Annotated in this window: 24 protein-coding genes; 21 read left to right on the top strand and 3 right to left on the bottom strand. The window is 71.1% G+C overall.

The window, feature by feature from the left end; translation table 11 throughout:
• Position 1: 1 nt before the first annotated feature.
• The 5 genes from mutM (at position 2) to GGD89_RS05960 (ending at position 4,546) form a co-directional block, all read left to right on the top strand.
• Positions 2-847 (top strand): bifunctional DNA-formamidopyrimidine glycosylase/DNA-(apurinic or apyrimidinic site) lyase, encoded by an 846-nt coding sequence (gene mutM / locus GGD89_RS05980; protein WP_184043215.1) that lies wholly within the window; start codon positions 2-4, stop codon positions 845-847.
• A gap of 16 nt (positions 848-863) precedes the next feature.
• A complete protein-coding gene (locus GGD89_RS05975; RefSeq protein ID WP_184043214.1) occupies positions 864-1,250 on the top strand; it encodes a hypothetical protein in 387 nt (128 codons plus the stop codon).
• Between the two features lie 236 nt (positions 1,251-1,486).
• Positions 1,487-2,263, top strand: coding sequence for an enoyl-CoA hydratase (locus tag GGD89_RS05970; RefSeq protein ID WP_184043213.1), 777 nt, complete (start codon positions 1,487-1,489; stop codon positions 2,261-2,263).
• Between the two features lie 84 nt (positions 2,264-2,347).
• Entirely contained in the window at positions 2,348-3,091 is a 744-nt protein-coding gene (locus GGD89_RS05965) for a gamma-glutamyl-gamma-aminobutyrate hydrolase family protein (protein WP_184043212.1), read from the top strand.
• 18 nt (positions 3,092-3,109) lie between these two features.
• Entirely contained in the window at positions 3,110-4,546 is a 1,437-nt protein-coding gene (locus tag GGD89_RS05960; RefSeq protein ID WP_184043211.1) for a cryptochrome/photolyase family protein, read from the top strand.
• Between the two features lie 15 nt (positions 4,547-4,561).
• Here GGD89_RS05960 and GGD89_RS05955 read toward each other — a convergent pair whose 3' ends face one another.
• A complete protein-coding gene (locus tag GGD89_RS05955) occupies positions 4,562-5,587 on the bottom strand; it encodes an NAD-dependent epimerase/dehydratase family protein (RefSeq protein WP_184043210.1) in 1,026 nt (341 codons plus the stop codon).
• 175 nt (positions 5,588-5,762) lie between these two features.
• Between GGD89_RS05955 and GGD89_RS05950 the strand changes: the two genes are divergently transcribed.
• From GGD89_RS05950 to pgmG, 4 genes are all read left to right on the top strand, one after another.
• Positions 5,763-6,647 carry a UTP--glucose-1-phosphate uridylyltransferase gene (locus tag GGD89_RS05950; protein WP_184043209.1) on the top strand — a complete coding sequence of 295 codons (885 nt, stop codon included), beginning with the start codon at positions 5,763-5,765 and terminating at the stop codon, positions 6,645-6,647.
• 191 nt (positions 6,648-6,838) lie between these two features.
• Complete coding sequence (locus GGD89_RS05945; RefSeq protein ID WP_184043208.1) at positions 6,839-8,158, top strand: UDP-glucose dehydrogenase family protein; 1,320 nt, start codon at positions 6,839-6,841, stop codon at positions 8,156-8,158.
• A 34-nt stretch (positions 8,159-8,192) separates the two neighbouring features.
• The gene (locus GGD89_RS05940) at positions 8,193-9,827 is read left to right on the top strand and encodes an alpha-D-glucose phosphate-specific phosphoglucomutase (RefSeq protein ID WP_184043207.1); all 1,635 of its coding nucleotides are present in this window, start codon (positions 8,193-8,195) and stop codon (positions 9,825-9,827) included.
• A gap of 28 nt (positions 9,828-9,855) precedes the next feature.
• Positions 9,856-11,259 (top strand): phosphoglucomutase/phosphomannomutase PgmG, encoded by a 1,404-nt coding sequence (pgmG, locus tag GGD89_RS05935; protein ID WP_184043206.1) that lies wholly within the window; start codon positions 9,856-9,858, stop codon positions 11,257-11,259.
• Positions 11,260-11,293: 34 nt separating this feature from the next.
• On the opposite strand, the gene dapB is transcribed toward pgmG, so the two are convergent.
• Together dapB and GGD89_RS05925 are read right to left on the bottom strand one after the other, a co-directional pair.
• Positions 11,294-12,097, bottom strand: coding sequence for a 4-hydroxy-tetrahydrodipicolinate reductase (gene dapB / locus GGD89_RS05930; protein WP_184043205.1), 804 nt, complete (start codon positions 12,095-12,097; stop codon positions 11,294-11,296).
• Positions 12,098-12,188: 91 nt separating this feature from the next.
• A complete protein-coding gene (locus GGD89_RS05925) occupies positions 12,189-13,952 on the bottom strand; it encodes an ATP-binding protein (RefSeq protein WP_184043204.1) in 1,764 nt (587 codons plus the stop codon).
• A gap of 381 nt (positions 13,953-14,333) precedes the next feature.
• Between GGD89_RS05925 and ffh the strand changes: the two genes are divergently transcribed.
• The 12 genes from ffh (at position 14,334) to GGD89_RS05865 (ending at position 25,861) form a co-directional block, all read left to right on the top strand.
• Positions 14,334-15,989 carry a signal recognition particle protein gene (gene ffh, locus GGD89_RS05920; protein WP_184043203.1) on the top strand — a complete coding sequence of 552 codons (1,656 nt, stop codon included), beginning with the start codon at positions 14,334-14,336 and terminating at the stop codon, positions 15,987-15,989.
• 70 nt (positions 15,990-16,059) lie between these two features.
• Complete coding sequence (rpsP, locus tag GGD89_RS05915; protein ID WP_184043202.1) at positions 16,060-16,440, top strand: 30S ribosomal protein S16; 381 nt, start codon at positions 16,060-16,062, stop codon at positions 16,438-16,440.
• A gap of 34 nt (positions 16,441-16,474) precedes the next feature.
• Complete coding sequence (rimM, locus tag GGD89_RS05910) at positions 16,475-17,113, top strand: ribosome maturation factor RimM (protein ID WP_184043201.1); 639 nt, start codon at positions 16,475-16,477, stop codon at positions 17,111-17,113.
• Positions 17,106-17,870 (top strand): tRNA (guanosine(37)-N1)-methyltransferase TrmD, encoded by a 765-nt coding sequence (gene trmD / locus GGD89_RS05905; RefSeq protein WP_184043200.1) that lies wholly within the window; start codon positions 17,106-17,108, stop codon positions 17,868-17,870. The genes rimM and trmD overlap by 8 nt, the downstream gene beginning before the upstream one ends.
• Before the next feature lie 191 nt (positions 17,871-18,061).
• Positions 18,062-18,499, top strand: coding sequence for a 50S ribosomal protein L19 (rplS, locus tag GGD89_RS05900; RefSeq protein ID WP_184043199.1), 438 nt, complete (start codon positions 18,062-18,064; stop codon positions 18,497-18,499).
• Positions 18,500-18,644: 145 nt separating this feature from the next.
• Positions 18,645-20,045: a 3-isopropylmalate dehydratase large subunit gene (gene leuC, locus GGD89_RS05895; RefSeq protein WP_184043198.1), complete on the top strand. Its 1,401-nt coding sequence runs from the start codon at positions 18,645-18,647 to the stop codon at positions 20,043-20,045.
• Between the two features lie 49 nt (positions 20,046-20,094).
• On the top strand, positions 20,095-20,490 hold the full coding sequence (gene apaG / locus GGD89_RS05890) for a Co2+/Mg2+ efflux protein ApaG (RefSeq protein WP_184043197.1): 396 nt from the start codon (positions 20,095-20,097) through the stop codon (positions 20,488-20,490).
• Positions 20,491-20,791: 301 nt separating this feature from the next.
• Positions 20,792-21,415 (top strand): GTP cyclohydrolase I FolE, encoded by a 624-nt coding sequence (gene folE, locus GGD89_RS05885; RefSeq protein WP_184043323.1) that lies wholly within the window; start codon positions 20,792-20,794, stop codon positions 21,413-21,415.
• A 151-nt stretch (positions 21,416-21,566) separates the two neighbouring features.
• On the top strand, positions 21,567-21,998 hold the full coding sequence (locus GGD89_RS05880) for a bactofilin family protein (RefSeq protein ID WP_184043196.1): 432 nt from the start codon (positions 21,567-21,569) through the stop codon (positions 21,996-21,998).
• A 99-nt stretch (positions 21,999-22,097) separates the two neighbouring features.
• Positions 22,098-23,051, top strand: a complete 954-nt coding sequence (locus GGD89_RS05875; protein ID WP_184043195.1) for an acetyl-CoA carboxylase carboxyltransferase subunit alpha — start codon at positions 22,098-22,100, stop codon at positions 23,049-23,051.
• Between the two features lie 380 nt (positions 23,052-23,431).
• Positions 23,432-23,833 (top strand): MarR family transcriptional regulator, encoded by a 402-nt coding sequence (locus tag GGD89_RS05870; RefSeq protein ID WP_184043194.1) that lies wholly within the window; start codon positions 23,432-23,434, stop codon positions 23,831-23,833.
• A gap of 207 nt (positions 23,834-24,040) precedes the next feature.
• The gene (locus tag GGD89_RS05865; protein ID WP_184043193.1) at positions 24,041-25,861 is read left to right on the top strand and encodes a D-alanyl-D-alanine carboxypeptidase/D-alanyl-D-alanine-endopeptidase; all 1,821 of its coding nucleotides are present in this window, start codon (positions 24,041-24,043) and stop codon (positions 25,859-25,861) included.
• The last annotated feature ends 1 nt before the right edge of the window (position 25,862 follow it).

Genomic DNA, 25,862 nt, shown 5'->3' with positions numbered 1-25,862 from the left:
GATGCCCGAACTGCCCGAGGTGGAGACCGCGCGTCGGGGCATGGAGCCGTTCTTGCTGGGCCACCGCCTCACCCATGTGGAGGTGCGCCAGCCCCTGCTGCGCTGGCCGGTGCCGGCCGGCTTCGCCCGGGCGCTGACCGGGCGGCGGGTAACCACCCTGGGACGGCGGGGCAAGTACCTTCTGATCCACCTCGACGACGACCGGGTGGTCATCGGCCACCTGGGCATGTCCGGCTCGCTGGCCGCGCGGCCGGGCAGCAACCGGCCGCCGCCGGACCGCCACGACCACGTGATCCTCGATACCGAGGCCGGCGCGCGCGTGACCTTCCACGATCCGCGCCGGTTCGGGGCCCTGCTGCTGACCACCGGCGGGGCCCTGGCGGCGCATCCTCTGCTGGCCCACCTGGGACCGGAGCCCCTGGATCCGGCCTTCGACGGGCCGGCCCTGGCGGCGCGGCTGGCGGGCACCCGGCGCACGCTGAAGGCCGCGTTGCTGGACCAGCGCGTGGTGGCGGGTCTGGGCAACATCTATGTCAGCGAAAGCCTGTTTCGCGCGGGGCTGTCGCCGCGCCGGCTGGCCGGCGGGCTGGGCGCGGCGCGCGCGGCGCGGCTGGTGGAGTCGATCCGCGTGGTGCTGACCGAGGCGTTGGAGTCGGGCGGTTCCACCTTGCGCGATCATCGCCAGCCCAACGGCGAACGGGGCTATTTCCAGCATGCCTTCGCGGTCTATGATCGGGACGGGCAGCCGTGTCCCGGCTGCACCTGCGACGTGGTCGTGACCGGCGGCATCCAGCGGATGGTGCAGGGCGGTCGCTCCACCTACTTCTGCCCGCGCCGGCAACGCTGAAGGAGCCATGGGACCGATGGTCAAGCCCCGCCGGATCGGCCTTGCCCTGCTGCTGGCCGCGCTGGTCCTGCCGTCACCCTGGAGCGGACCGGCCCCCGCCGCCGAACCCGCCGCCTTTGTCGCCGGCACCGAGGACCTGCCCCTGATGCCGGGCCTGCGCCAACTGTCCGACACCGGCGTGGTGTTCGAGACCGGCCGGGGACGCCTGATCGAGGCCTACGCCGTCGGACCGGTGACGCCGGATCAGGTGCGCGCCTTCTACACCGCGACCTTGCCGCAATTGGGCTGGCGTCCCGAGGGGGCGGGCCTGGGCTTTCGTCGCGAGGGCGAGACCCTCCAGATCGAGGTGCTGGCCGGCGGTCCGCCGCGCACGGTGCGGTTTCGGATCGCCCCCGCCCAGTGACGCCAACGGGCGCGTTTCCAGGCTGCCGGGACGTGGCGTCGGGGTTTCGTCGCGGTCCCGGTGGCGCGTGCATTTTTGTCTTTTCCTCAGCGGATCGTCGCGGCACTCTCGCGCCGGTTCCCGCCGTGATCCCGCGTGCCGGCCGACCCCGGTCGGCGCGTTCTTCTCGCGGTCGCTCCCGGCGACCCCCCATTCCTTGACCCCGTCCCGGCGGCGTACGAACGGAGCGTGACCTCATGGCCTATGAGAACATCCTGGTGGAAGTCCACGGCAAGGTGGGCGTCGTCCTCCTGAACCGGCCGAAGGCCCTGAACGCCCTGTCCAAGGGGCTGGTGCGCGAACTCGCCCAGGCGCTGGATGCCTTCGAGGCCGACCCGGAGATCGGCGCCATCGTGCTGACCGGCAGCGACAAGGCGTTCGCGGCCGGTGCCGACATCAAGGAGATGTCCGGCAAGTCCTACATGGACGTCTACATGGAGGACTTCATCACCGTGGACTGGGAGCGCGCCGCCGGATGCCGCAAGCCGGTGATCGCCGCCGTGGCCGGCTACGCCCTGGGTGGGGGCTGCGAACTGGCCATGATGTGCGACTTCATCCTGGCGGCCGAGAACGCCAAGTTCGGTCAGCCGGAGATCACCATCGGCACCATCCCCGGGGCCGGCGGCACCCAGCGCCTGACCCGCTTCGTGGGCAAGTCCAAGGCCATGGAAATGTGCCTTACCGGCCGCATGATGGATGCCCAGGAGGCCGAGCGCGCCGGTCTCGTCAGCCGGATCGTGCCGGTGGACGACCTGAAGGACGAAGCCATCAAGACCGCCGGCAAGATCGCCGACCTGTCGCTGCCGTTGACCATGATGGCCAAGGAATCGGTCAACCGCGCCTACGAGACCACGCTGGCCGAGGGCCTGCGGTTCGAGCGCCGGGTGTTCCATTCCTCCTTCGCCACCGACGACCAGAAGGAGGGCATGGCCGCCTTCGTCGAGAAGCGCCAGCCGGACTTCAAGAATTCCTGACGACAGTTGCGCCGGGTTCGGACGCGTCGGGACGTGCCGGACGCGGCGTGACCCGCCCACCGGTTCCGGGAGACTGCGGCGATCATGACGTCCCTCGACGGACCCCGCGCCCCCGTCATCGGCATCACCGCCGATGCCGAGGACGGCGGCGGCTATTCGGCCTTGCCGTGGTACGCGCTGCGCCAGAACTATGCGGCGGTGGTGACGGCGGCCGGCGGGGTGCCGCTGATCCTGCCCCACGAGCCGGCGGCGACCGACCACTATCTGGGCCTGATCGACGGCCTGATGGTCACGGGCGGCGCCTTCGACGTGGACCCGGTCCTGTTCGGCGCCGAGGCGCGCCACGACAGCGTCACGCTGAAGACCGCCCGCACCGACTTCGAACTGGCGATCCTGCGCGGGGCCCTCGGGCGGGACATGCCCGTGCTGGGCATCTGTGGCGGCCAGCAGTTACTGGCCGTGGCCCTGGGCGGGGCGCTGATCCAGCATATCCCGGACGCGGTGCCCCATGCCCTGGCCCATGAACAGCCCAATCCGCGCACCGAGCCCGGGCACACGGTGACCATCGCGCCCGATACCCTGCTCGCGCGCATTGCCGGCGCGGCCACGGCGGCCGTCAACAGCGCCCACCACCAGGCGGTGGCGGCGGTGCCGGCGCCGGTGATCGTCAACGCCTGGACCGAGGATGACGGCGTGATCGAGGGGATCGAGGACCCCACCCGGCGCTTCTGCCTGGGGGTGCAGTGGCATCCCGAATATGCCATCGACCCGGCCGACACTGCCATCCTGCGCGCCTTCGTCCGCGCGGCGGCGGGGGAGAGGGTCTGAAGGATGGAGGGGCCCGTGATGACCGCGCCGGTGCTGCTCTGGCTGCGCCGGGATCTGCGTCTGTCCGACCATCCCGCCCTCACGGCGGCCCTGGAGTCGGGGCGGCCGGTGATTCCGGTGTATGTGCTGGACGGGGAGGATCCGGGTGAGGCGGCCCGTCCCACCATGCGGTCCTTGGGGGGCGCGGCGCGCTGGTGGCTGCATGGGTCGCTGGCGGCGCTGGCGGCGGCGCTGGCGGCGCGGGGTTCGCGGCTGATCCTGCGGCGCGGCCCGGTGGTCCGCGCGCTGGCCGATCTGGCGGCGGAGACCGGGGCCGACACGGTCGTCTGGACGCGCCACGCGGGCGCCGACGAAAGCCCCCTGGCCGAGGCCCTGGGCCGGGCGGGACTGACGGCGCGCCGGTTTCGCGGGACGCTTCTGTTCGAGCCCGAGGAGGTGCGCACCAAGCAGGGCCAGCCGTTCCGCGTGTTCACCCCGTTCTGGAAGCACCTCCAGACCCTGGACCCGCCGCCCCGGCCGCTGCCGGCGCCGGAGCGCCTGCCCGCCCCCGAGACCTGGCCGGCCTCCGATGCCCTGGACGACTGGAGCCTGCGGCCGACCCGCCCCGACTGGGCCGGCGGCCTGCGCGAGGTCTGGACGCCGGGCGAGGCCGCCGCGCACGCGCGCCTTTCGGCGTTCCTGGAGGAAGATGCGGCGGGCTATGCCGACGGGCGCGACCGGCTGGCCGCCGAGGCCACGTCGCGGTTGTCGCCACACCTGCGCTTCGGCGAGATCAGCCCGCGCGCGCTCTGGCATGCCGTGCGGGACCGGCCCCACGACAGGGGCGCGGCGGCCTTCCTGCGCGAGGTGGGGTGGCGGGAGTTCTGCCATCACCTGCTGCACCAGGCGCCGGACATGGCCGACCGGCCCTTGCAGGCGGCGTTCGCCCGCTTCCCGTGGCGGGACGACCCGGAGGGTCTGGCCGCCTGGCGGGCCGGCCGCACCGGCTATCCGGTGGTGGACGCCGGGATGCGCCAGCTTTGGACCACCGGATGGATGCACAACCGCGCGCGCATGATCGTGGGTTCCTTCCTGGTCAAGGACCTGCTGGTCGACTGGCGCGCGGGGGAGCGCTGGTTCTGGGATACCCTCGTCGACGCCTGCCCGTCCAACAACCCGGCGGGCTGGCAATGGGTGGGGGGCTGCGGCGCCGACGCCGCGCCCTATTTCCGCGTCTTCAATCCGGTGCTTCAGGGGGAGCGGTTCGACCCGGCCGGCGACTATGTGCGGGCCTGGGTGCCGGAACTGGCGCGCCTGCCCGACCGCTGGCTGCATCGCCCCTGGGAGGCGGAGTCCGCCGTGCTGCGCGCGGCCGGGGTCCGCCTGGGCGAGACCTATCCCCACCCCCTGGTCGACCACAAGGCGGCCCGCGATCGCGCCCTGGCGGCGCTGGCCGAGATCAAGGGGGCGGCCTGACGCGCGACGGCCGGGTCACGCCACGCCGAAGTAGTCCCGATACCAGTCCACGAACCGCCGCACGCCGACCTCGACCGGTGTCGAGGGCGCGTAGCCCGTGGCCGCCGTCAGGTCGGAGACGTCGGCCCAGGTGGCCGGCACGTCGCCCGGTTGCATGGGACGCAGGTCCTTGATGGCCGGCACGCCCAGTGCGTCCTCCAGAACCTCGATCAGCCGCAGCAGCGGCACCGAGCACCCGTTGCCGATGTTGTGCAGGGCGAAGGGCGCCACCGGGCTTCCCGCCGGGTCGGGATCGCCGGCCACCACCTCCGGCGTCGGCGCCGGAGGAGTCGCGGGGGGCGCCTCGGCCACCGCCAGCACGCCGGCGACGATGTCGTCGATGTAGGTGAAGTCCCGGGCCATGTGCCCGTTGTTGAACACCTGGATGGGCTCGCCGGCCAGCATGGCGCGGGTGAACAGGAACAGCGCCATGTCCGGCCGCCCCCAGGGGCCGTAGACGGTGAAGAATCGCAGTCCGGTGCAGGGCAGGCCGTGCATGTGGGCGTGACTGTGGGCCATCACCTCGTTGGCGCGCTTGGTGGCGGCGTAGAAGCTCACGGGGTGGTCGGCCGGGGCGTGGGGGCTGAACGGCTGGCGGCCATTGGCGCCATAGACCGAGCTGGTGGAGGCAAAGACCAAGTGGTCGGGGGGATGCGCCCGGCAGCCCTCCAGGATGGAGAAGAAGCCGATCAGGTTGCTGTCCAGGTAGGCGCGCGGGTTTTCCAGGCTGTGGCGCACGCCGGCCTGCGCGGCCAGGTGAAGCACCAGGCGCGGGCGATGGCGGGCGAACAGGGCCCGCACGCCGGCGGCGTCCGTCAGGTCCAGGCGGGCCTCGGTGAATCCGGGGAAGGCGCGCAGTCTTTTCGTGCGCGCTTCCTTGAGTTGCACGTCATAATAAGGCGTATAGTTGTCCAGGCCGACCACCGCCTCGCCCCGGCGCAACAGCGCCAGGGCCAGATGATGTCCGATGAAGCCGGCCGAGCCGGTGACCAGGATCGACATGGGCGGGCGTGGGCCTCCACGGCGGGACGGAATGGGATCGCCTTGCGGCGGTACGGTGGTGTGGCCGCCTTGCGGCTGGGGGCAGAAATGGCACATAACCGTCCCGGAGCGCCACCCGTTCAAGGCGTGCCGTCGTGACCCGCGGCGGCGTCCACACGAGGGAGACAGTAAAGCGATGAGCAAACGTGTTCGTAAGGCTGTGTTTCCGGTCGCCGGCCTGGGCACCCGATTCCTCCCGGCCACCAAGACCATGGCCAAGGAAATGCTGCCCGTGGTGGACAAGCCCCTGATCCAGTACGCGGTGGAGGAGGCGGCGGATGCCGGCATCGAGTTCTTCATCTTCGTCACCGGGCGCGGCAAGCATGTCCTGGTGGAGCACTTCGACCGCGCCTTCGAACTGGAGACCCTGCTGGAGTCGCGCGGCAAGACCGATGCCCTGGGGGGGCTGCGCGCGGCCCTGCCCGAGCCCGGCCGGGTGGTCTCCACCCGCCAGCACAATCCGCTGGGCCTGGGGCACGCGGTCTGGTGCGCGCGCGGGTTCATCGAGCCCGACGAGCCCTTCGCCGTCGTCCTGCCCGATGACCTGATCCTGTCCGAGCGTCCGGTGATCGGCCAGTTGATCGAGGCCCACGCTCAGGTGGGCGGCAACGTGGTGGCCGCCGTGGATGTCCCGCGCGACCAGACCAACAAGTACGGGATCCTCAAGGTCCAGCAGGATGACGGCCGGCTGGCCCGCGCCGACGGCCTGGTGGAGAAGCCCAAGCCGGCGGACGCGCCCTCCACCCTGTCGATCATCGGCCGCTATGTGCTGGACGGCAGCGTCATGGCGGCGCTGGGGTCGATCGGCCAGGGGGCCGGCGGGGAGATCCAGTTGACCGACGGCATGGCGGCGACCATCGACGCCGGCGTTCCGTTCCACGGCCTGCGCTACGAGGGCACGCGCTTCGATTGCGGCGACAAGGTCGGCTTCCTGCAGGCCAACATGGCCTTTGCCCTCGACCGCCCGGACATGCGCGACCCGGTGGCGGCGTTCATGAAGGAGATGGTGGCAGGCCTGTAGAGGGGGGGCCTGTCGGGCCGGCGCCCGGAGGCTGTCACGGACTCGTCATCGCCGCACGGCCCGCCGGCCCGCACTTCGGGCTGGCCCCTGGGGGCGGCTTCGGTGTAGAGCCTCGGCGAGGACGGCACCGGGCGCACCGGGGACGGCCGTCGGGTGGTTTCCTGTCTGGCAACGGAGGACGTCTGTCCGTCATGCGCATTTCCATGATCGGCACCGGCTATGTGGGTCTGGTGTCCGGCACCTGCTTCTCGGAATTCGGCGTCGAGGTGATCTGTGTCGATAAGGACGCCGCCAAGATCGACCGCCTGAACCAGGGCGAGATTCCCATCTTCGAACCCGGCCTGGACGCCCTGGTGACCAGCAACGTGGCCGCCGGGCGGCTGTCGTTCACCACCGATCTGGCCGCCGCCGTGGCCCGGTCCGACGCGGTGTTCATCGCCGTGGGCACGCCCAGCCGGCGCGGCGACGGGCACGCCGACCTGACCTACGTCTACGATGCCGCCCGCGAGATCGCCGCCGCCATGAACGGCTACACGGTGGTGGTCACCAAGTCGACGGTGCCGGTGGGCACCGGCCGCGCGGTGGAGCGCATCATTCGCGAGACGCGCCCGGACGCCGACTTCGACATGGTGTCCAATCCCGAGTTCCTGCGCGAGGGGTCGGCCATCAACGACTTCATGCGCCCGGACCGGGTGGTGATCGGCACCGAGAGCGAGCGCGCCCAGCAGGTGATGCGCCAGCTCTACCGGGTGCTGTACCTGATCGAGACGCCGATCCTGTTCACCTCCCTGGAAACCTCGGAACTCACCAAGTACGCCGCCAACACCTTCCTGGCCACCAAGATCACCTTCATCAACGAGATCGCCGACCTGTGCGAGCATGTCGGCGCCGACGTGCACGACGTGGCGCGGGGGATCGGCCTGGACGGACGCATCGGCCGGAAGTTCCTGCATCCGGGACCGGGCTACGGCGGCTCCTGTTTTCCCAAGGACACCCTGGCCCTGGTCACCACGGCGCGCGACACCGGCAGCCCGTTGCGGATCGTCGAGACCGTCGTGGACATCAACGCCCGCCGCAAGCGGGCCATGGCCGACAAGATCATCGCCGCCTGCGAGGGGTCGGTGGCCGGCAAGACCATCGCCATCCTGGGCCTGACCTTCAAGCCGAACACCGACGACATGCGCGATTCCCCCAGCCTGGACATTGTTCCGGCCCTGCTGGAGGCCGGCGCCACGGTGCGTGCCTTCGACCCCGAGGGTATGGACGAGGCCCGCGCGCTGCTGCCGGACATCACCTATTGCGACGATGCCTACGAGGCGATGACCGGCGCCGACGCGCTGGTGGTCCTGACCGAATGGAACGCGTTCCGCGCGCTCAACCTGGCGCGGGTCAAGGAGGCATTGAACGCGCCGGTGATGATCGACTTGCGCAACGTCTACACGCCCGCCGACATGGCGGCCGCCGGCTTCCGCTACACCAGCGTCGGCCGCCCCACGCCGTCCGCCGCCTGATCTTCTTGAGACCGCATCCCGGAGGACCGTCCCCATGAGCGACATCCGCACGGTGGCCACCACCCCGTTCGAGGGCCAGAAGCCCGGCACCTCGGGCCTGCGCAAGAAGGTGACGGTCTTCCAGCAGCCGCATTACCTGGAAAACTTCGTCCAGGCCATCTTCGATGCCGTGCCCGGTGGCGCGGGCGCCACGCTGGTGCTGGGCGGGGACGGCCGGTTCTACAACCGCGTCGCCATCCAGACCATCCTGCGCATGGCCGCCGCCAACGGCGTCGCCCGAGTGCTGGTGGGCCGCGACGGCCTGCTGTCCACGCCCGGGGCGTCCTGCGTGATTCGCGCCCGGGGTGCCTGGGGCGGGATCATCCTGTCGGCCAGTCACAACCAGGGCGGCCCCGACGGCGACTTCGGCATCAAGTTCAACCCGTCCAACGGCGGCCCGGCGCCGGAGCGGATCACCGACGCCATCCACGCCCGGACCGGCGAGATCACCGAATACCGGCTTGTCGACGCGCCGGAGGTGGACCTGTCCGTCGAGGGAACGTCCCGGGTCGGTTCGATGGCCGTCGAGGTCATCAATCCCGTGGCCGACTACGCGGCGCTGATGGAAACGCTGTTCGATTTCGAGGCCATCCGGGCGCTGATCCGGGGCGGGTTCCGGCTGTGCTTCGACGCCATGCATGCCGTCAACGGCCCCTACGCCCACGAGATCCTGGAAAACCGCCTGGGCGCGCCGGCCGGCACGGTGATCAACGGGACGCCGCTGGAAGACTTCGGCGGCGGCCATCCGGACCCCAATCTGGTGCATGCCCACGACCTGGTGGCGCGCCTGTTCGGCGACGACGCCCCCGGCCTGGGCGCGGCCAGCGACGGCGACGGCGACCGCAACATGATCCTGGGCCGGCGCTTCTACGTCACGCCCAGCGACAGCCTGGCGACGCTCACCCTGAACGCCACCCAGGCCCCGGGCTACGCCAGGGGCATCGCCGGGGTGGCGCGCTCCATGCCCACCAGCCAGGCGGTGGACCGCGCCGCCCGGGCGATGGGCGTGCCCTGCTTCGAGACGCCCACCGGCTGGAAGTTCTTCGGCACCCTGCTCGACGCCGGCAAGGCCACCCTGTGCGGCGAGGAGAGCTTCGGCACCGGGTCCGACCACGTGCGCGAGAAGGACGGCCTGTGGGCGGTGCTGTTCTGGCTGAACCTGGTGGCCGCCACCGGGCGCTCGGTCGAGGACCTGGTGCGCGACCTGTGGGCGCGTTGCGGGCGGGTCTACTACACCCGCCACGACTACGAGGGCGTGGACACGGGCGCGGCCGAGGACCTGATGGAGACCCTGCGCGCCCGCCTGCCCGACCTGGCCGGCACGACCCACGGCGGGCGCGTGGTGCGGATGGCCGACGACTTCGCCTACACCGACCCCGTGGACGGCTCCACCGCCGCCCGCCAGGGTGTGCGGATTCTGTTCGAGGACGGCGCCCGCGTGGTCTATCGTCTGTCGGGAACCGGAACCGAGGGGGCGACGCTGAGGGTCTATATCGAGCGTCCGGAGGATGACCCCGCCCGCCACGACCAGGACACCCAGGCGGCGCTGGCGAACCTGATCCGGGTGGCGGACGACCTGGCCGGCATCCAGGCCCGCACCGGCCGCGGCGAACCGACCGTGATCACCTGAGCGGATCGGCAGGAAAGGCGACCGGCCCATGACCACTCCCTCCCTTCGGCATCGTTTCCACCGCTCGGTGCTGCGCGAATACGATATCCGGGGGGTGGTCGGCGAGACCCTCGGCGAGGACGACGCCCGCGCCATCGGCCGCGCCTTCGGGTCCGTGGTGGCCAAGGCGGGCGGCACCTCGGTCTGCGTCGGGCGGGACGGGCGGCTGAGTTCGCCGGACCTGGAGGCCGCCCTGGTGGAGGGGCTGGCCGCGACCGGGCTGGAGGTGCGCCGCATCGGCGTGGGGCCGACCCCCATGCTGTACTTCGCCGTGAACCACACGGCGGCGTCGGCCGGCATCATGGTTACCGGGTCGCACAACCCGCCGGACCACAACGGCTTCAAGATGCTGCTGGCCCAGCGGCCGTTCTATGGCCGGGACATCACGCTGCTGGGGCGGGTCGCCGCCGCCGGGGCCTTCCTCACCGGCGAGGGACGGGTGCGTGACGTGCCGGTGTTTCCCGACTACGTGGAGCGCCTGCGCGCGGACTGGGACGGCGGCACCCGGGCCCTGACCGTGGTCTGGGATGCCGGCAATGGCGCCGCCGGGGCGGTGATGGCCGCGCTGGCCGGGCGCTTGCCGGGTCATCACATCCTGCTCAACGGGGCCATCGACGGGACCTTTCCGGCCCACCACCCGGATCCCACCGATCCCGAGACCCTGGTGCAGCTTCAGCGGACCGTGCTGGAGCAGGCCGCCGACCTCGGTATTGCCTTCGACGGCGACGGCGACCGTCTCGGCGTGGTGGACGGGCGCGGGCGCATCCTGTGGGGCGACCATATCCTGCCCATCCTGGCCGAGCCGGTGCTGGCCGCCCACCCGGGGGCGCCCATCATCGCCGACGTCAAGGCCAGCCAGTCCCTGTTCGATCAGATCAAGCGCCTGGGCGGCCGGCCCGTCATGGGCCGCACCGGCCATTCCCTGATCAAGGCCAGGATGGCCGAGTTGAAGGCCCCGCTGGCCGGCGAGATGAGCGGCCATATCTTTTTCGCCGATCGCTACTACGGCTACGACGACGGGCTGTACGCGGCCGTGCGCCTGCTGGGGGTGATCGCCGGCTGGCCCGAGGGCGAGACCCTGGCCGACCGCTACGACATCATGCCGCATCCCCTCAACACACCGGAACTGCGCTTCCCCTGTCCGGACGACCAGAAGTTCGACATCGTCCAGGCGGTCAAGGCGCGTCTGGTCGAGGAAGGCGCCATCATCAACGACGTGGACGGCGTCCGCGTGACCACGCCCAAGGGCTGGTGGCTGCTGCGCGCCTCCAACACCCAGGCGGTGCTGGTGGGGCGCTGCGAGGCCGCCACGCAAGCGGGGCTGGACGACTTGCGGGCCGAACTGGCCCGCCGCCTGCGCGAGGCCGGCGCCACCATGCCGGCGTTCGGGTAGTCCCAACGGCCACGGACCATGACCGCTGGCGGGTCTACCCCAGCCCCAGCACATCGGCCATGCCGTACAGGCCGTTGGGCTGGTCCGCCGCCCACCGCGCCGCGCGCAAGGCGCCATGCGCGTAGATGGCCCGGTCGCTGGCCTTGTGGGTGAGTTCAAGACGCTCCCCGGGGCCGGCGAACACCACCGTGTGGTCGCCCACCACGTCGCCGCCGCGCAGCACCGCGAAGCCGATGTGGCCGTCCGCGCGCGGGCCGGTATGGCCGTCGCGCCCCCGGTCGGAGACCGCATCCAGGTCCACGCCCCGGCCCTCGGCGGCGGCGCGGCCCAGGCCCAGCGCGGTACCCGAGGGCGCGTCCACCTTGTGGCGGTGGTGGTGCTCGACGATCTCGATGTCGAACGCGATGCCCAGGGTGGCGGCGACCTGTCTGGTCAACGCGAACAACAGGTTGACGCCGGCGCTCATGTTCGGGGCCTGCACGATGCGGGTGCGGCCGGCGGCGTCGCGCAGGCGGTCGATGTCGGCGCCCTCCAGGCCGGTCGTGCCGATCACCAGCACGGTGTTGGTCTCGGCCGCCAGGGCTGCGTGGGCCAGCGTGGCCTCCGGGCGCGTGAAGTCGATGACCGCGTCGGCGGCGGCGAACAGGGCCGCCGGGTTGTCGGTGACGGTGACGTCGATCGGATCGGCGCCGGCCAGCACGCCCAGGTCCTGGCCGACCAGGGCGCTCCCGGGGCGTTCGGTGCCGCCGATCAGGCGTACGCCGTCGGTCTCCAGGGTCTGGCGCAGCAGCATGCGGCCCATGCGGCCCCCGCAGCCGACGATTCCAATCTTGAGCATGTCTCTCGGGTCTCCCTTGGAGGGTTGCGTTCAGGAGACGTCCGTAGCACAGCATCGCGCCCGTGTGACCTCCCGGCGCGGCAAGGATCGCCTATGTCGCGCCGGCGGGGCGTCCCCGGCGAGGCTCGACCATCGGGCCTTGCAGGCGCGCCTCCAGGCCGCCCTCGGGCCGGTTCGCCAGGATCAGCCGGCCGCCGTGGGCATCGGCGACCGCCTGGACGATGGACAGGCCCAGGCCGATCCCGCCGGTCTCGCGGGCGCGTGAGCCCTCGACGCGATAGAACGGATCGGTCACGCGCGCAAGATGATCCTCGGGGATGCCGGGGCCGTCGTCGCGCACCACCACCGCCCAGCGGCCCGGATGGTGCTCCACCGACACCCGGGCCGAGCCGCCGTAGACGCAGGCGTTCTGCACCAGATTGGTGACCGCGCGCCGCAGCGCCGTGGGCCGGCCGCGCATCACCAGCGGCGATGCCGGCACGGGCTCCTCCACGGTCACATCGCGGCCGGTCTCCGCCAGGTCGAGGCACAGCGCCTCCACCAGCGCCCGCAGGTCCAGGGCGCGGGCTTCCTCGGCGGTGGCGTCGTCGCGGGCGAAGTCCAGGGTGGCGCGCACCATGGCCTCCATGTCGTCCAGGGTGGCCAGCATGCGGGCGCGTTCCTCGGCGTCCTCCACGAACTCGGCGCGCAGCCTGAGGGTGGTGATGGGCGTCCGCAGGTCATGGGAGATGGCCGCCAGCAACCGGGTGCGGTTGTCCACCAGACGGGTGAGACGCTCGCGCATGTCGTTGAAGGCGGCGGCCACCGCGCGCAGTTCGCGGCTGCCGGTTTCCGGCAGCGGATCCATGCGGGGATCCTGGCCCATGCGCCGGGCGGCGTCGGCCACCGCCCGCAGCGGCCGGGTCAGGCGGCGCACGGCCCACAGCGACATCCCCAGGATGACCACGCCCATGAGGACGATGGAGGCCAGCGCCCCCGGCGTCCAGAAGCCTTGCGGTCTGGGCACATGGGCGGTGACGTTGAGCCAGCGACCATCGCGCAAGCCCACCGAGACGGCGAGGATCTGGTCCTGGGGATCGCGGACCAGCCAGCGTTCGAAGCGGCTGGACGGCGCGTGGTCGTCCCGATCATGCCAGCGGGGCCAGGGGGGGAAGCTATGCTCGCGGTCGTCCTGGGAGTCAGACCGGAACCAGGCCCCGAAGGGGGGACCGAATGGCGAACCCCAAGACCGGTCGGCCCCAGAAGGGGGGGGGGCATCGGGGGGAGCGGTGTGCATTCCCGGATGCGGTGGCCCGGACCGCATGGCCCATGGGGGGCGCCGGAAGGACTCGACGTCGGGCCGCGCGGTGACCGCATCGGCCACGTCGATGTGCACCGGCATGGGGGGAGTCGCGGCGTCCTCGTCATCCAGCGCCTCTTGCAGCGCATGGTCCAGGAACCGGCAGATGGCGGGGCGTTTGGTGGTGGCGGTTTCGGGATCGTCGTCCGGTGTCCGCTCTGACACCAGGGGCCGGTCCGAGAGGCGCAGGCGCACCCGCCCATCGCTCATGGCGCGCAGCAGGATCCAGGACTCCCGCGGCGAGTCGATGGTTTCCAGACGGTCGACCGCTTCCGTCACCCGGGCGACCAGCACCCGCCCGCCGAGGATTTGCAGCAGACGCGCGCGGTCTATGGAGTACAGCCCCAGGGACACCAGATGCGACAGCGTCAGGCCGATCAGCAGCACCACCAGGGTCTGCCCGGCCAGGCTGCCCGGCCAGAGACGGGGAACCCGCCAGCGGCGACGCGAGGGGGTGTCCGGGGGGGTGTCCGGTGGGGTGTCCGGGGGACGGGAAGGGTGATCCCGGTCGGGCATGGTGCGTCCGTTTCGTCTCCGTAAACCCAACCCTGGCTCCCACACCCAGTCCGACCAGCATACGATCGCCTGAGATCCATGCAAGGGCGCGGTGATCACCATCCTCCGAGGGGATGCGTGCGCGCATGGTTGACTCGGCCGGTTCGGGCGCCTACAAGACCTTGCTTCGCATCCGGGCCACGCCCGGGGCGGACAGTCATGTATCGGCCAGGGGTCCGGGTCGCCTCCACGGAGGTCCGTCAGTCCGCGAGGGTTCGCGCACTGGCGCGTTTGTTGTTGCTGCGTGGCGACGACGAGACAACGGGGACTCAGGCCGCACCGATGAAGCACGGGGGGCTGGGCCCGCGTGGCCCGAGCATTGGGCGAGCATTGGGGTTGACCATGTTTGAAGGGCTTTCCGGTCGCCTGGGCGACGTCCTGGAACGGCTGCGCGGCAAGGCCAGCCTGTCGGAGGATGACGTCAAGGATGCCATGCGCGAGGTGCGCGTCGCCCTCCTGGAGGCCGACGTCGCCCTGCCCGTGGTCAAGGACTTCATCGGCACGGTTCGCGCCCGCGCCGTCGGTCAGGACGTCATCAAGTCCGTCACCCCGGGCCAGATGGTCATCAAGATCGTCCACGACGCGCTGGTGGACATGCTGGCCGGGCGCGGTGGCGCCGCCGACGCCGACCCGGATGATTCGGCCGGCGACGCCGACGCCAAGGCGGATGACGACGCCTCCGCGCCCTTTGCCCTGGACCTGAACGCCACGCCGCCGGTGCCCATCCTGATGGTCGGCCTGCAGGGCTCGGGCAAGACCACCACCACCGCCAAGATCGCCCTGCGCCTGACCAGGACCCAGCGCAAGAAGGTGCTGATGGCCTCGCTGGACGTGCAACGCCCGGCCGCCCAGCACCAGTTGGCCGTCCTCGGCGAGCAGACCGGCGTCGACACCCTGTCCATCGTCATGGGGCAGAAACCGGTGGCCATCGCCAAGCGGGCCATGGAGGAGGGGCGCAAGGGCGGCTACGACGTGGTCATGCTGGACACCGCCGGCCGCCTGCACATCGACGACGACCTGATGCAGGAGGTGGCCGAGGTTCGCAAGGTCACCCGCCCGGCCGAGACCCTGCTGGTCACCGACGCCATGATCGGCCAGGACGCGGTGGTGGTGGCCACCGAGTTCCACGAGGCCGTCGGCATCACCGGGATCGTGCTGACCCGGGTGGACGGCGACTCCCGGGGGGGCGCGGCCCTGTCCATGCGGGCCATCACCGGCCGTCCCATCAAGCTGATGGGCACCGGCGAGAAGATGGACGCGCTGGAGGACTTCCAGCCCGAGCGCATCGCCGGCCGCATCCTCGGCATGGGCGACGTGGTCAGCCTGGTGGAGAAGGCCGCCCAGTCCATCGAGATGGACAAGGCCGAACACCTGGCCCGCAAGATGTCCAAGGGCAAGTTCGACCTGGAGGACATGTTGACCCAGTTGCAGCAGGTGCAACGCATGGGCGACATCAAGGGTCTGCTGGGCATGATGCCGGGCATCGGCAAGATGAAGAAGCAGATCGAGTCCGCCAACATCGACAACACGATGATCAAGCGGCTGGAGGCGATCATTCAGTCCATGACGCCGCGTGAGCGGCGTTTCCCCGACCTCATCAAGGCGTCGCGCAAGCGGCGCATCGCCGCCGGCTCCGGCACCACCGTGCCCGAGGTCAACAAGCTTCTGAAGCAGCACCAGCAGATGGCGCAGATGATGAAGCAGGTCAAGAAGATGGGCGGCATGAAGGGCATGACCGACCGCTTGTCGGGTCTCATGGGCGGCGGAGCCGGCGGGGCCGGTGGTCTGCCCGACATGGACCCCAAGATGCTGGCCGAGATGGCCCGCTCGGGCGACCTGCCGCCGGACCTGGCCGACGGGGCGGCGCTGCCGCCCGGACTGGGCGGGGGGCTCGGCGGTGGCCTGGGGGGCGCCGGATTGCCCGGCCTGGGGGCCGGACGCGCCGGCCTGCCCGCCAACCTGCGGGGCCAGCGCCCGGGCAAGGGCCGCAAGCGCTGATCCGGTCCATCGAACCACACCCCACTCAATCCTGACACGCAACAAGACGCATCAAGGAGATCCGAACACCATGTCCCTCAAGATTCGCCTGGCTCGTGGCGGCGCCAAGAAGCGGCCGTTCTACCGCGTCGTGGTGGCCGACTCCCGCACCCCGCGCGACGGCCGTTTCATCGAGAAGCTGGGGACCTACAACCCCCTGCTGCCGAGCGATCACGAGGAGCGCGTGCGCCTGAAGGAGGAGCGCGTGCGCTACTGGATCGGCGTTGGCGCCCAGCCGACCGACCGGGTCGCCAAGTTCCTGGCCGATGCCGGCCTGATGGACGCGCGCCCGCGCACCGAACAGACCAAGAAGAGCCAGCCCAAGGCCAAGGCCCAGGAGCGCCTGCGCGAGGCCGCCGAGAAGGCCGCCGCCGCCGCCGAGGCGGCCGAGGGCGAGGCGTCGGCCGGCTGACGTCGGGCGCGGCGCGACCGCGGGGATGGCGGGCATGACCGACCCTGGCATGAATGATCGGGGCATGGGCGATCGGGTTCGCCTGGGGGTCGTCGTGGGGGTCCACGGCGTCCGTGGCCTGGTGCGCATCAAGAGCTTCACCGGCCAGCCCGAGGACATCGCCGCCTATGGCCCGGTCTCCGACGAGGCGGGTGCTCGGACCTGGCGCCTGACGGTGACCGGCCAGGCGAAGGGCGTGCTGCTGGCGCGGCTGGAGGGGGTGGACGATCGCACCGCCGCCGAGGCGCTCAAGGGGACTCCGCTGTGCGTGCCGCGCTCGGCCTTGCCGCCCATGGACGACGAGGAGACGTTCTATCACGCCGATCTGATCGGCCTGACGGTGCGGCGCGCGGACGACACGGTGTTCGGACGCGTCACGGCGGTGCACGACTTCGGCGCGGGCGACATGCTGGAGGTGCGGCCCCACGAGGCGGGGCCGCCGGACGAACCGCCGGACGAGGCGCGAACCGTTGCCCAGACGGTGATGGTCCCGTTCACCCGCACGGTGGTGCCCCGCGTGGACCTGCCGGGGGCCTGTCTGTGGGTGGCCGACCTGCCGGGGCTGCTGGACCCGTCGCCGCCGGGGGGCGAGCCGCTCCCGCCGGAGGCCGGCGAGGGGGCGACGGATGACTGAGGGCCAGCGACAGGCCGCGACCGCCGAGGCCGATCCCTGGACGGCGGTGGTGCTGACGCTGTTCCCGGGCATGTTTCCGGGCATGCTGGGACACTCCCTGGCCGGAAAGGCGCTGGCGGACGGGCGCTGGACCCTGGAGGCGGTGGACATCCGCGCCTTCGCCCGCGACCGACACGGCACCGTGGACGACAGCCCCTACGGGGGCGGGGCGGGCATGGTGATGCGTCCCGACGTGGTGAGCGATGCCATCGCCGCCCACCATGATCCGGCCCCCGGCGGCACCGGGGGGCGACGCCTGATCTACCCCTCGCCGCGTGGCCGGGTGTTCGACCAGGCGATGGCCCGGGACTGGGCCGCCGGTCCGGGGGTGACCCTGGTCTGCGGCCGCTACGAGGGCCTGGACCAGCGCGTCATCGACGCCTGGGCCGAGAAAGGGCGTCTGGAGGAGGTCAGCCTCGGCGACTTCGTCCTCTCGGGGGGCGAGCCGGCGGCGCTGGTCATGCTGGATGCGGTGGTGCGGCTGCTGCCCGGGGTGATGGGCGCGGCGACGTCGCTGGACGAGGAGAGCTTCGAACGGGGGCTCCTGGAGTACCCCCACTACACCCGGCCCCCGGTGTGGGACGGCCGGGCGGTGCCCGAGGTGCTGGTGTCCGGCCATCACGAACGGGTGGCCACGTGGCGCCTTGCCCAGGCCGAGGCGATCACCCGAAACCGGCGGCCCGACCTGTGGGCGCGCTACAAGACGGAGCGAGCGTAGGGTGGGCCTGTCCCGGGACGGCAGCCGAGTTGGGAGGGCTCCCGGACCTTGGGACGATCCAACCGGCGCGACCGCGCCGGCGCCGCGAAGCGGCGGAGCCCTTGACCCTGACTCTCCAGGGGCAGGGGCGATCTAGAAAAAGAACCACGCCAATCAAGACCAACCAAGATTGTCGCGAAAGGACGAAGACCATGAACATCATCCAGCAGCTCGAGAAAGAGCAGATCGACAAGCTCCTGGAAGCCCGGGGCGTTCCCGAATTCACCCCCGGGGACACCGTCAAGGTCCACCTGAAGGTGGTCGAGGGCCAGCGCAGCCGTATTCAGGTGTTCGAGGGCGTGGTGATCGCCCGGCGCAATGCCGGCGTGAACAGCTCCTTCACCGTGCGCAAGATCTCCTTCGGCGAGGGCGTGGAGCGCGTCTTCCCGCTCTATGCGCCCACCATCGACCGCATCGAGGTGGTGCGCCGCGGCAAGGTGCGCCGCGCCAAGCTGTACTACCTGCGCGGCCGCCGCGGCCGTTCGGCGCGCATCGTCGAGGACGGCACCGCGACCCAGAAGGCGCTCATGCACGAGCGTCAGGTCAGCAAGGATCGCAAGGACGCCGCCGCCGCCGCCAAGAGCGAGTAGGCGGCCCCAGGGGGCCCCAGGGAGCATCGCCCCATGTCGTGATGCTTGCGACCCCGCGCGGCTTGCCTCCCGCGCGGGGTCGTGCCATCTGTGTCTCCCACATGACATACCTTGTGAGACCACCGACCCAAGGAGCCCCGGGACCATGGCCAGCACGTTGTTCGACAAGATTTGGGCAAGCCACCTGATCGAGCGTCAGGAGGATGGTACCTGCCTGATCTACATCGACCGCCACCTGGTCCACGAGGTCACCAGCCCGCAGGCGTTCGAGGGCCTGCGCATGGCCGGCCGCGCGGTGCGCGCGCCCCGGGCCACCCTGGCGGTGGCCGACCACAACGTGCCCACCACCGACCGCTCCCGGGGCATCGCCGACCCTGAAAGCGCGCTGCAGGTGCGGACCCTGGAGAACAACTGCCGCGATTTCGGCATCGACTGCCTGTCGATGGACGACATCCGCCAGGGCATCGTGCACATCGTCGGGCCGGAGCAGGGCTTCACCCTGCCGGGGGCGACCATCGTCTGCGGCGACTCGCACACCTCCACCCACGGCGCCTTCGGGGCGCTGGCCTTCGGCATCGGCACCTCCGAGGTCGAGCACGTGCTGGCCACCCAGACCCTGCGCCAGGCGCCGGCCCGGAACATGCGGGTGACCGTCAACGGGGCGGTGGGGGCGGGGGTGACCGCCAAGGACATCGTGCTCGCCATCATCGGCCGCCTGGGTACGGCCGGCGGCACCGGCTATGTCATCGAGTACGCTGGCGACGCCATCCGGGCGCTGTCCATGGAAGGGCGCATGACGGTCTGCAACATGACCATCGAGGCCGGCGCGCGGGCCGGCCTGATCGCCCCGGACGACACCACGTTCGATTATCTCAAGGGCCGGCCGATGGCCCCCAAGGGCGCCGCCTGGGAGGCCGCCGTGTCCTGGTGGCGGACCCTGGTCACCGATCCCGACGCCGTGTTCGATATCGAGATCACCATCGACGCCGCGACCATCGAGCCCCAGGTCACCTGGGGCACCAGTCCCGAGAATGTGGCGCCCATCGGCGGCACCGTGCCCGATCCGGCGCTGGAGCCCGATCCCAACCGCCGGGCGTCCATGGAACGCGCCCTGCGCTACATGGATCTGGCGCCGGGGATGAAGCTGACCGACGTGACCATCGACCGGGTGTTCATCGGGTCCTGCACCAACGGCCGCATCGAGGACCTGCGCGCCGCCGCCGCCCTGGCCGAGGGTCGCTCGGTCGCGCCGGGCGTGAGCGCGATGGTGGTGCCGGGCTCGGGGCTGGTGAAGGAACAGGCCGAGGAGGAGGGCCTGGATGCCATCTTCCGCGCGGCCGGCTTCGAATGGCGCGAGCCCGGCTGCTCCATGTGCCTGGCCATGAACGCCGACCGGCTGGCCCCGGGCGAGCGGTGTGCCTCCACCTCCAACCGGAACTTCGAGGGCCGTCAGGGACGCGGCGGGCGAACGCACCTGGTGGGGCCGGAAATGGCCGTCGCCGCCGCCGTCACGGGGCGCCTGGCGGATGCCCGGGCCCTTGCCTAGGGTCGGCCGCGCGCCGTCGCGCCCCACCCGCGAGGGGGATGCCGACGCCATGTACAGCCAGACCACCCGCGCCATCACGGTGGCGGTGCTGCCCATCTACCTGGAGGACCAGTCGGAGCCGGACGACGGTCATTTCGTCTGGGCCTATCAGGTGACCATCGACAACGGCGGCGCCGAGTCCGTGCAGCTGCTGCGCCGCCACTGGATCATCACCGATGGCCTGGGGCACGTCCAGGAGGTGGAGGGACCGGGCGTCGTCGGCGAACAGCCGGTGCTGAAGCCCGGCGAACGCTTCGTCTACACCAGCGGCACGCCGTTGCCCACGCCGTCGGGATTCATGCGCGGCACCTATGGCATGCGGATGGTGTCCAGCGGCGAGACCTTCGATGTCGTCGTGCCGGCCTTCTCGCTGGATTCCCCCCACGGCGCGCACAGCATTCACTGAGGCAACGGTCGGTTCTGGGATGGCCGCTGGCCCCATGCCCGGGGCCGCGTCCACCCGCGCGACGCCGACCGACTCCGGGCCCTTCCCATCGGCCCCTCGCGTGCCCATCTGCCTGGGACGGAAGGGACCGCGACACACCGTTCGCCGGGGCTCGCGCGGTGATCGACCGACCCGCGTATCCAACGGTCGGGTTCGGTGGGCACCGGGGGGGATCCAAGGCCGCCAGGATCGCGTACACCCTTCGACCATTCCAAGCGAGGGACTCGGACCGATGAGCCTTGATCGACCCTGTGGCGCGCGGATGCCCCTGGTTCCGCGCGATTATCGTGACGCCGCCGGTCAGGCCGTGGTCCGGCCCAGCCGCGAGGACGCGGAACGCGCCGTGCGCACCCTGATCGAGTGGGCCGGCGACGACCCCGACCGCGAGGGCCTGATCGATACGCCGAAGCGCGTGGCCGCCGCGTATGAGGAGTTCTTCGCCGGCTACCACGATGATCCCGAGGATATGCTGAGGCGCACCTTCGAGGAAGTGGACGGCTACGATGAAATGGTCCTGTTGCGCGACATCCGCCTGGAGTCGCATTGCGAGCACCACATGGTGCCCATCGTCGGCAAGGCGCACGTGGCCTACCTGCCGAACAACCGGGTGGTCGGCATCTCGAAGCTGGCGCGGGTCGTGGAGGTCTATGCCAAACGGCTTCAGATTCAGGAAAAGCTGACCGCCCAGGTGGCCAATACCATCAACGACGTGCTGGAGCCCAAGGGCGTGGCCGTGGTCATCGAGGCCGCGCACCAGTGCATGACCACGCGCGGCGTGCGCAAGCCCGGGGTGACCATGGTCACCAGCCGCATGCTCGGGGCCTTTCGCACATGCTCCGATACCCGACGGGAATTCCTGTCCATGATCGGCGATCGCGGCGGCTGACGGTGCCGAGACCGCCACCGGTGCCGGGTGTTCGAACGGACACCGGCCGGTGGCGGGTCCGGCCATCGTTGCGAACGCGGACAGGGTTTGACCTGTTCAATGCCAGGTCGGATGGGGTAGAGTTCCGATCCCGGGAACGAGCAGGACCGCCATGACCAAGTCTGTCTTCTCGGCCGATCTACGCATCATCGGCGACGTCGCCAGCAAAGGCGACCTGGACGTGCACGGCAGCATCGAAGGCACGGTGTCCGTGCGTGGCTTGGCTGTCTTGCGCGACGCCGTGATCGAGGGAACGGTGCGCGCGGTCTCCGTGGAGATCGCCGGCCGCGTCGCCGGCCGCCTGGAATGTGATCATGTGACCATTGAATCCAGCGGCAGCCTGGATGGCGACGTCGCCTACCGCACGCTGTCCGTGGTGCCCGGTGGGGGGCTCAACGCGCGGTGCGCGCCCCTGCCCGGCGATCGCGCGGTGGCCGCCACCAGCGGCGCCCATGCCGCCGAAGGCCGCGCCCCCGGGGCGCGGGCCGAGTCCCCGGCCCTGGCACGGGGAGCCCGCCGCCCGTTGGCCAACGCGTCGGCGTGACGGGTCCGGATCGCCCTGGTTTCGCACCCTGATTTTCTCTCCGGTTTCGCACCTTGATTTTCGTTTCCCTCGGACGGCGGGCATGCTACTCACCCGCCCATGAGATTCCTGGACTTCGAACGCCCCATCGCCGAACTGGAAGGCAAGATCGCCGAGCTGCGTCACCTTGGAGACGCGGACGGAATGAATATTGTCGATGAAGTGGCGCGTCTGCAGCACAAAGTCGAAAAACAGCTGCATACAACCTACTCTAAACTGTCGGCTTGGCAAAAGACGCAGGTCGCTCGGCACCCGGACCGTCCCCATTGCCAGCGCTACATTGATCGGCTGATCAAGGACTTCACGCCGCTGGCCGGGGATCGTGGCTTCGCCGACGATCACGCCATCATCGGGGGCCTGGGCCGGTTTCGAGGCCAGGCGGTGGTGATCATCGGCCAGGAAAAGGGCCATGACACGGAAACCCGGGTGCGCCACAACTTCGGCATGCCGCGTCCGGAGGGGTATCGGAAGGCGCAGCGCCTGATGCGTCTGGCCGAGCGGTTCGACCTGCCGGTGCTGACCCTGGTGGACACCGCCGGGGCCTTTCCCGGCAAGGGCGCGGAGGAGCGCGGCCAGGCCGAGGCCATCGCCCGGTCGACCGAGACCTGCCTGGATCTGCGCGTGCCGCTGGTAACCTGCGTCATCGGCGAGGGGGGCTCGGGCGGCGCCATAGCCCTGGCGGCCGGCAACGTGGTGCTGATGCTGGAACACGCCATTTACTCGGTGATTTCTCCGGAGGGCTGCGCCTCCATCCTCTGGCGCAGCGGGGACAAGGCGGCCGAGGCGGCCGAGGCCCTCAAGCTGACGGCCCAGGACCTGGAGTCGCTGGGCGTCATCGACGCCATCGTCAAGGAGCCCCTGGGGGGCGCGCACAGGGACCCGGACCGGGCCATTGATGCCGTGGGCGACACCCTGCATGCGCACCTCACCGACCTCATGACCCTGACCGGGGATGAGGTGCGAAGCCGGCGTCGCGCCCGCTTCCTGGCCATCGGCCGTCAAGCCCTGGCCTGATCCGGCCGCCGCTCGATCGTGAGCGCGGCCGGCGCCCCGCGCCCCGCCACAGGGAAGCCGGGTGGCGGCGCCAACGGCGCGCGCAGGGGTGTAAGGCCGTCCCGAATCCTTCAAACAACCCGCGATCTTGTTGCGAATTGTCAATGTAGGAGAGTCGGGTTCCCGCCACAGTCCTCGCTTCTCCCTGGCACGGTCCGTCGCCGCGCGGGCGAGGGGGAGCGAGTCCGGATGGAACCCAGGGACTCCGCCCGTTGATGCGCTGCACTGGTTCCGTCGACGTATGGCGAAATGCCTGCTTGTCTCAGCCCGTTTCGACCGTATACAACATTGTGCAGCTGCGAAAAAGAACAGTGAGTCCCACAACACGTCGAGATGCGAGCATGGATGTCCCTCTGAAACTCTCTTGCGACCAAGCCCTGGACCTGTGGCGGCTGGCCATTGTCGAGACCGTGCGGCGCGACATCCCAGATCTGTCCTCGCGACAGATGGCGCTGCTGCTGACGGTGTACCGGACGCCCCCCCCGCACACGGTGCGAGGTCTGGCCCAATCCTTGAACATTTCAAAACCGGCGGTCACCCGGGCGCTGGATCGGCTGGGTGACTACGGCTTGTTGCGCCGCGAGGTGGACGAGGCCGATCGCCGGAGTGTGCTGGTGCGGCGAACCGAGACGGGCGAGACCTTCCTGGCCGACTTCGGCACCCTGGTGCGCATGGCCACCGCCGACGCCCTGATGATGCCGTGCAGCGAGCCGGAGCCGATGGTCAGCCGCGAGGTCGCCTGATCGGCCTCGTGACCGACGGGGCCGACGCCCGTCGGCGGATGCGCCGGACGCATCCGCGACCGGCATGGACCCGGTTGGCGACGCCCGAGTCGGCCTGTCTTCATCTGACCGTTTCGATTGCCCGCCGCATCGACTAAGATGGCCGGCGTCGGGATCGCGCGCGTCCGGGGAACGGTCGCGGCCGGCAACCGGGACGGAGGGCGAACGATGGCGTCTGGCATGATGGCGCGCGCCGGGGTCCGCAAGGACCGGCGCGGCGCGGGGCGATGGAGTCGGCTCCCGGTTCTGGCGGTGATGCTGGCCACGATCGCCGGGGTGGTGCCCGCCTCCCTGGCCGCCGACCCCGGGCCACCGCCCCTGAAGCCGCATCCGTCGGCGATCGCGTCGATCCTCGATATCGAGCCCGTCCCGACGGCGCCCGTCTCCGGCGGGGCCACCGCCCCCGTGCGCGCCCCCCTTTCCCGCGACGATATTCCCCAGGGTGACGGCGGCGCGGTGGGGGATGGCGCGGTGTCGCTGGCCATGCGGCCGGTGCCCGGGCTGCCGGGGCCGCCCGCCCTCAAGCCGACGCCGCCGCGTCCCGATGCCGCCACGCTGATCGCCACCGCCGGCTTCGCGCCGGCGCAAGTGGGCTATCTGGTGGTGGATCTGGACACCGGCGAGGTGGTGGCCGAGCACAACGCCGATCGCCCCGCCTTTCTGCCGGCCTCGGTGGCCAAGGTGCCCACCACGGTGGCGGCGCTGCACGTGCTGGGGCCGGATCACCGGTTCAACACCGCGCTCCGCTTCGACGGCACCCGGGGGGCCGATGGCACCTGGCGCGGCACCCTGGCGCTGGTGGGCGGCGGCGATCCGGTGCTGACCTCCGATGCCCTGCGCGGCCTGGTGACGCAACTCAAGGCGGCGGGCCTGCGGCGGCTGGACGGGACCTTTGTTCACGATGACTCGGGCCTGATGCGCGCGCTGTCGATCGACCCCGCGCAACCGCCGGAGCACAGCTATAACCCGGGTCTGTCGGCGCTGAGCCTGGACTTCAACCGCGTGCGGGTGCAGTGGCGGGGCGACCGCGTGTCCCTGGTGCAGACCCACGGCACGCCCGCCGTGGCCCCGGTGGCCGTCGGCCGTGACCGCGCGGGCGGCGGCTGGCGCCGGGCCGGCCCGTGGCTGCGGCATGACGTCGTGAACCAGGGCGGCGCGTTGACCGCCGCCGGGGACACGGTGGTGGAGCGCTGGCGTCTCTCCCCCCTGGTGTCCGATCGCGGCGCCCGCTGGCTGCCGGTCAAGGCGCCCGCGCCCTTCACCGCCAGCGTCTTCCGCGCCCTGGCCGGGGAGGCCGGCGTGGTCCTGCCGCCGGCACGACCGGCCGGTGGGGTGGCGCGGGGCGCGGTGGTCGCCCGCCACGACAGCCCGGCCCTGTCGTCCATCGCTGCGCGGGGTCTGAAGTACAGCAACAACATGCTGGCGGAGCTGGTTGGGCTGGCCACCGCCCGCGCCCTGGACCAACGGCCGCGCACCCTGGCCGAGTCGGCCGCCGCCATGACGGCCTGGTACGCCCGCGTGATGCCCTGGGTGGACTGGTCGGGCTTCGTCATGACCAACCACTCGGGCCTGTCGTCGATCAGCCGCGCGAGCCCGGCCCAGATCGTCGCCATCCTGCGCTTCGCCATGGAGCATCCCTCGGGCGGCCGCGTGCGCTATGACACGCTGCTGCCCCAGCGCGCCTTCAAGGCGCCGGCCACAACCGCGCGGCCGGTGGCCTACAGTGTGCGGGCCGGGTCCCTGGTGCCCAGCGTCTGGGCCAAGAGCGGCACCATGTATCACGGACGCGGACTGGCCGGCATCGCCCTGGGCGGCAGCGGCCATCGGCTGGCCTTTGCGGTGTTCACCTCCGACCTGGCGGCGCGGCGGGCCTTCGACGACGGCTATCTGCACTATTCGGGGCGGGCCGTGGCCCGCGCCAAGGCCGCCCTGGGGCGGGCGCGCGATCTGGAGCACGCCCTGCTGCTGTCCTGGATCCTGGCGCACTGAC

Source organism: Roseospira visakhapatnamensis (genome assembly GCF_014197915.1).
In the GTDB taxonomy this organism is placed as follows: Bacteria; Pseudomonadota; Alphaproteobacteria; order Rhodospirillales; family Rhodospirillaceae; genus Rhodospira; species Rhodospira visakhapatnamensis.
The sequence above is the reverse complement of the archived record's forward strand: the minus strand, read 5'-3'. Positions and strand labels throughout refer to the sequence as shown.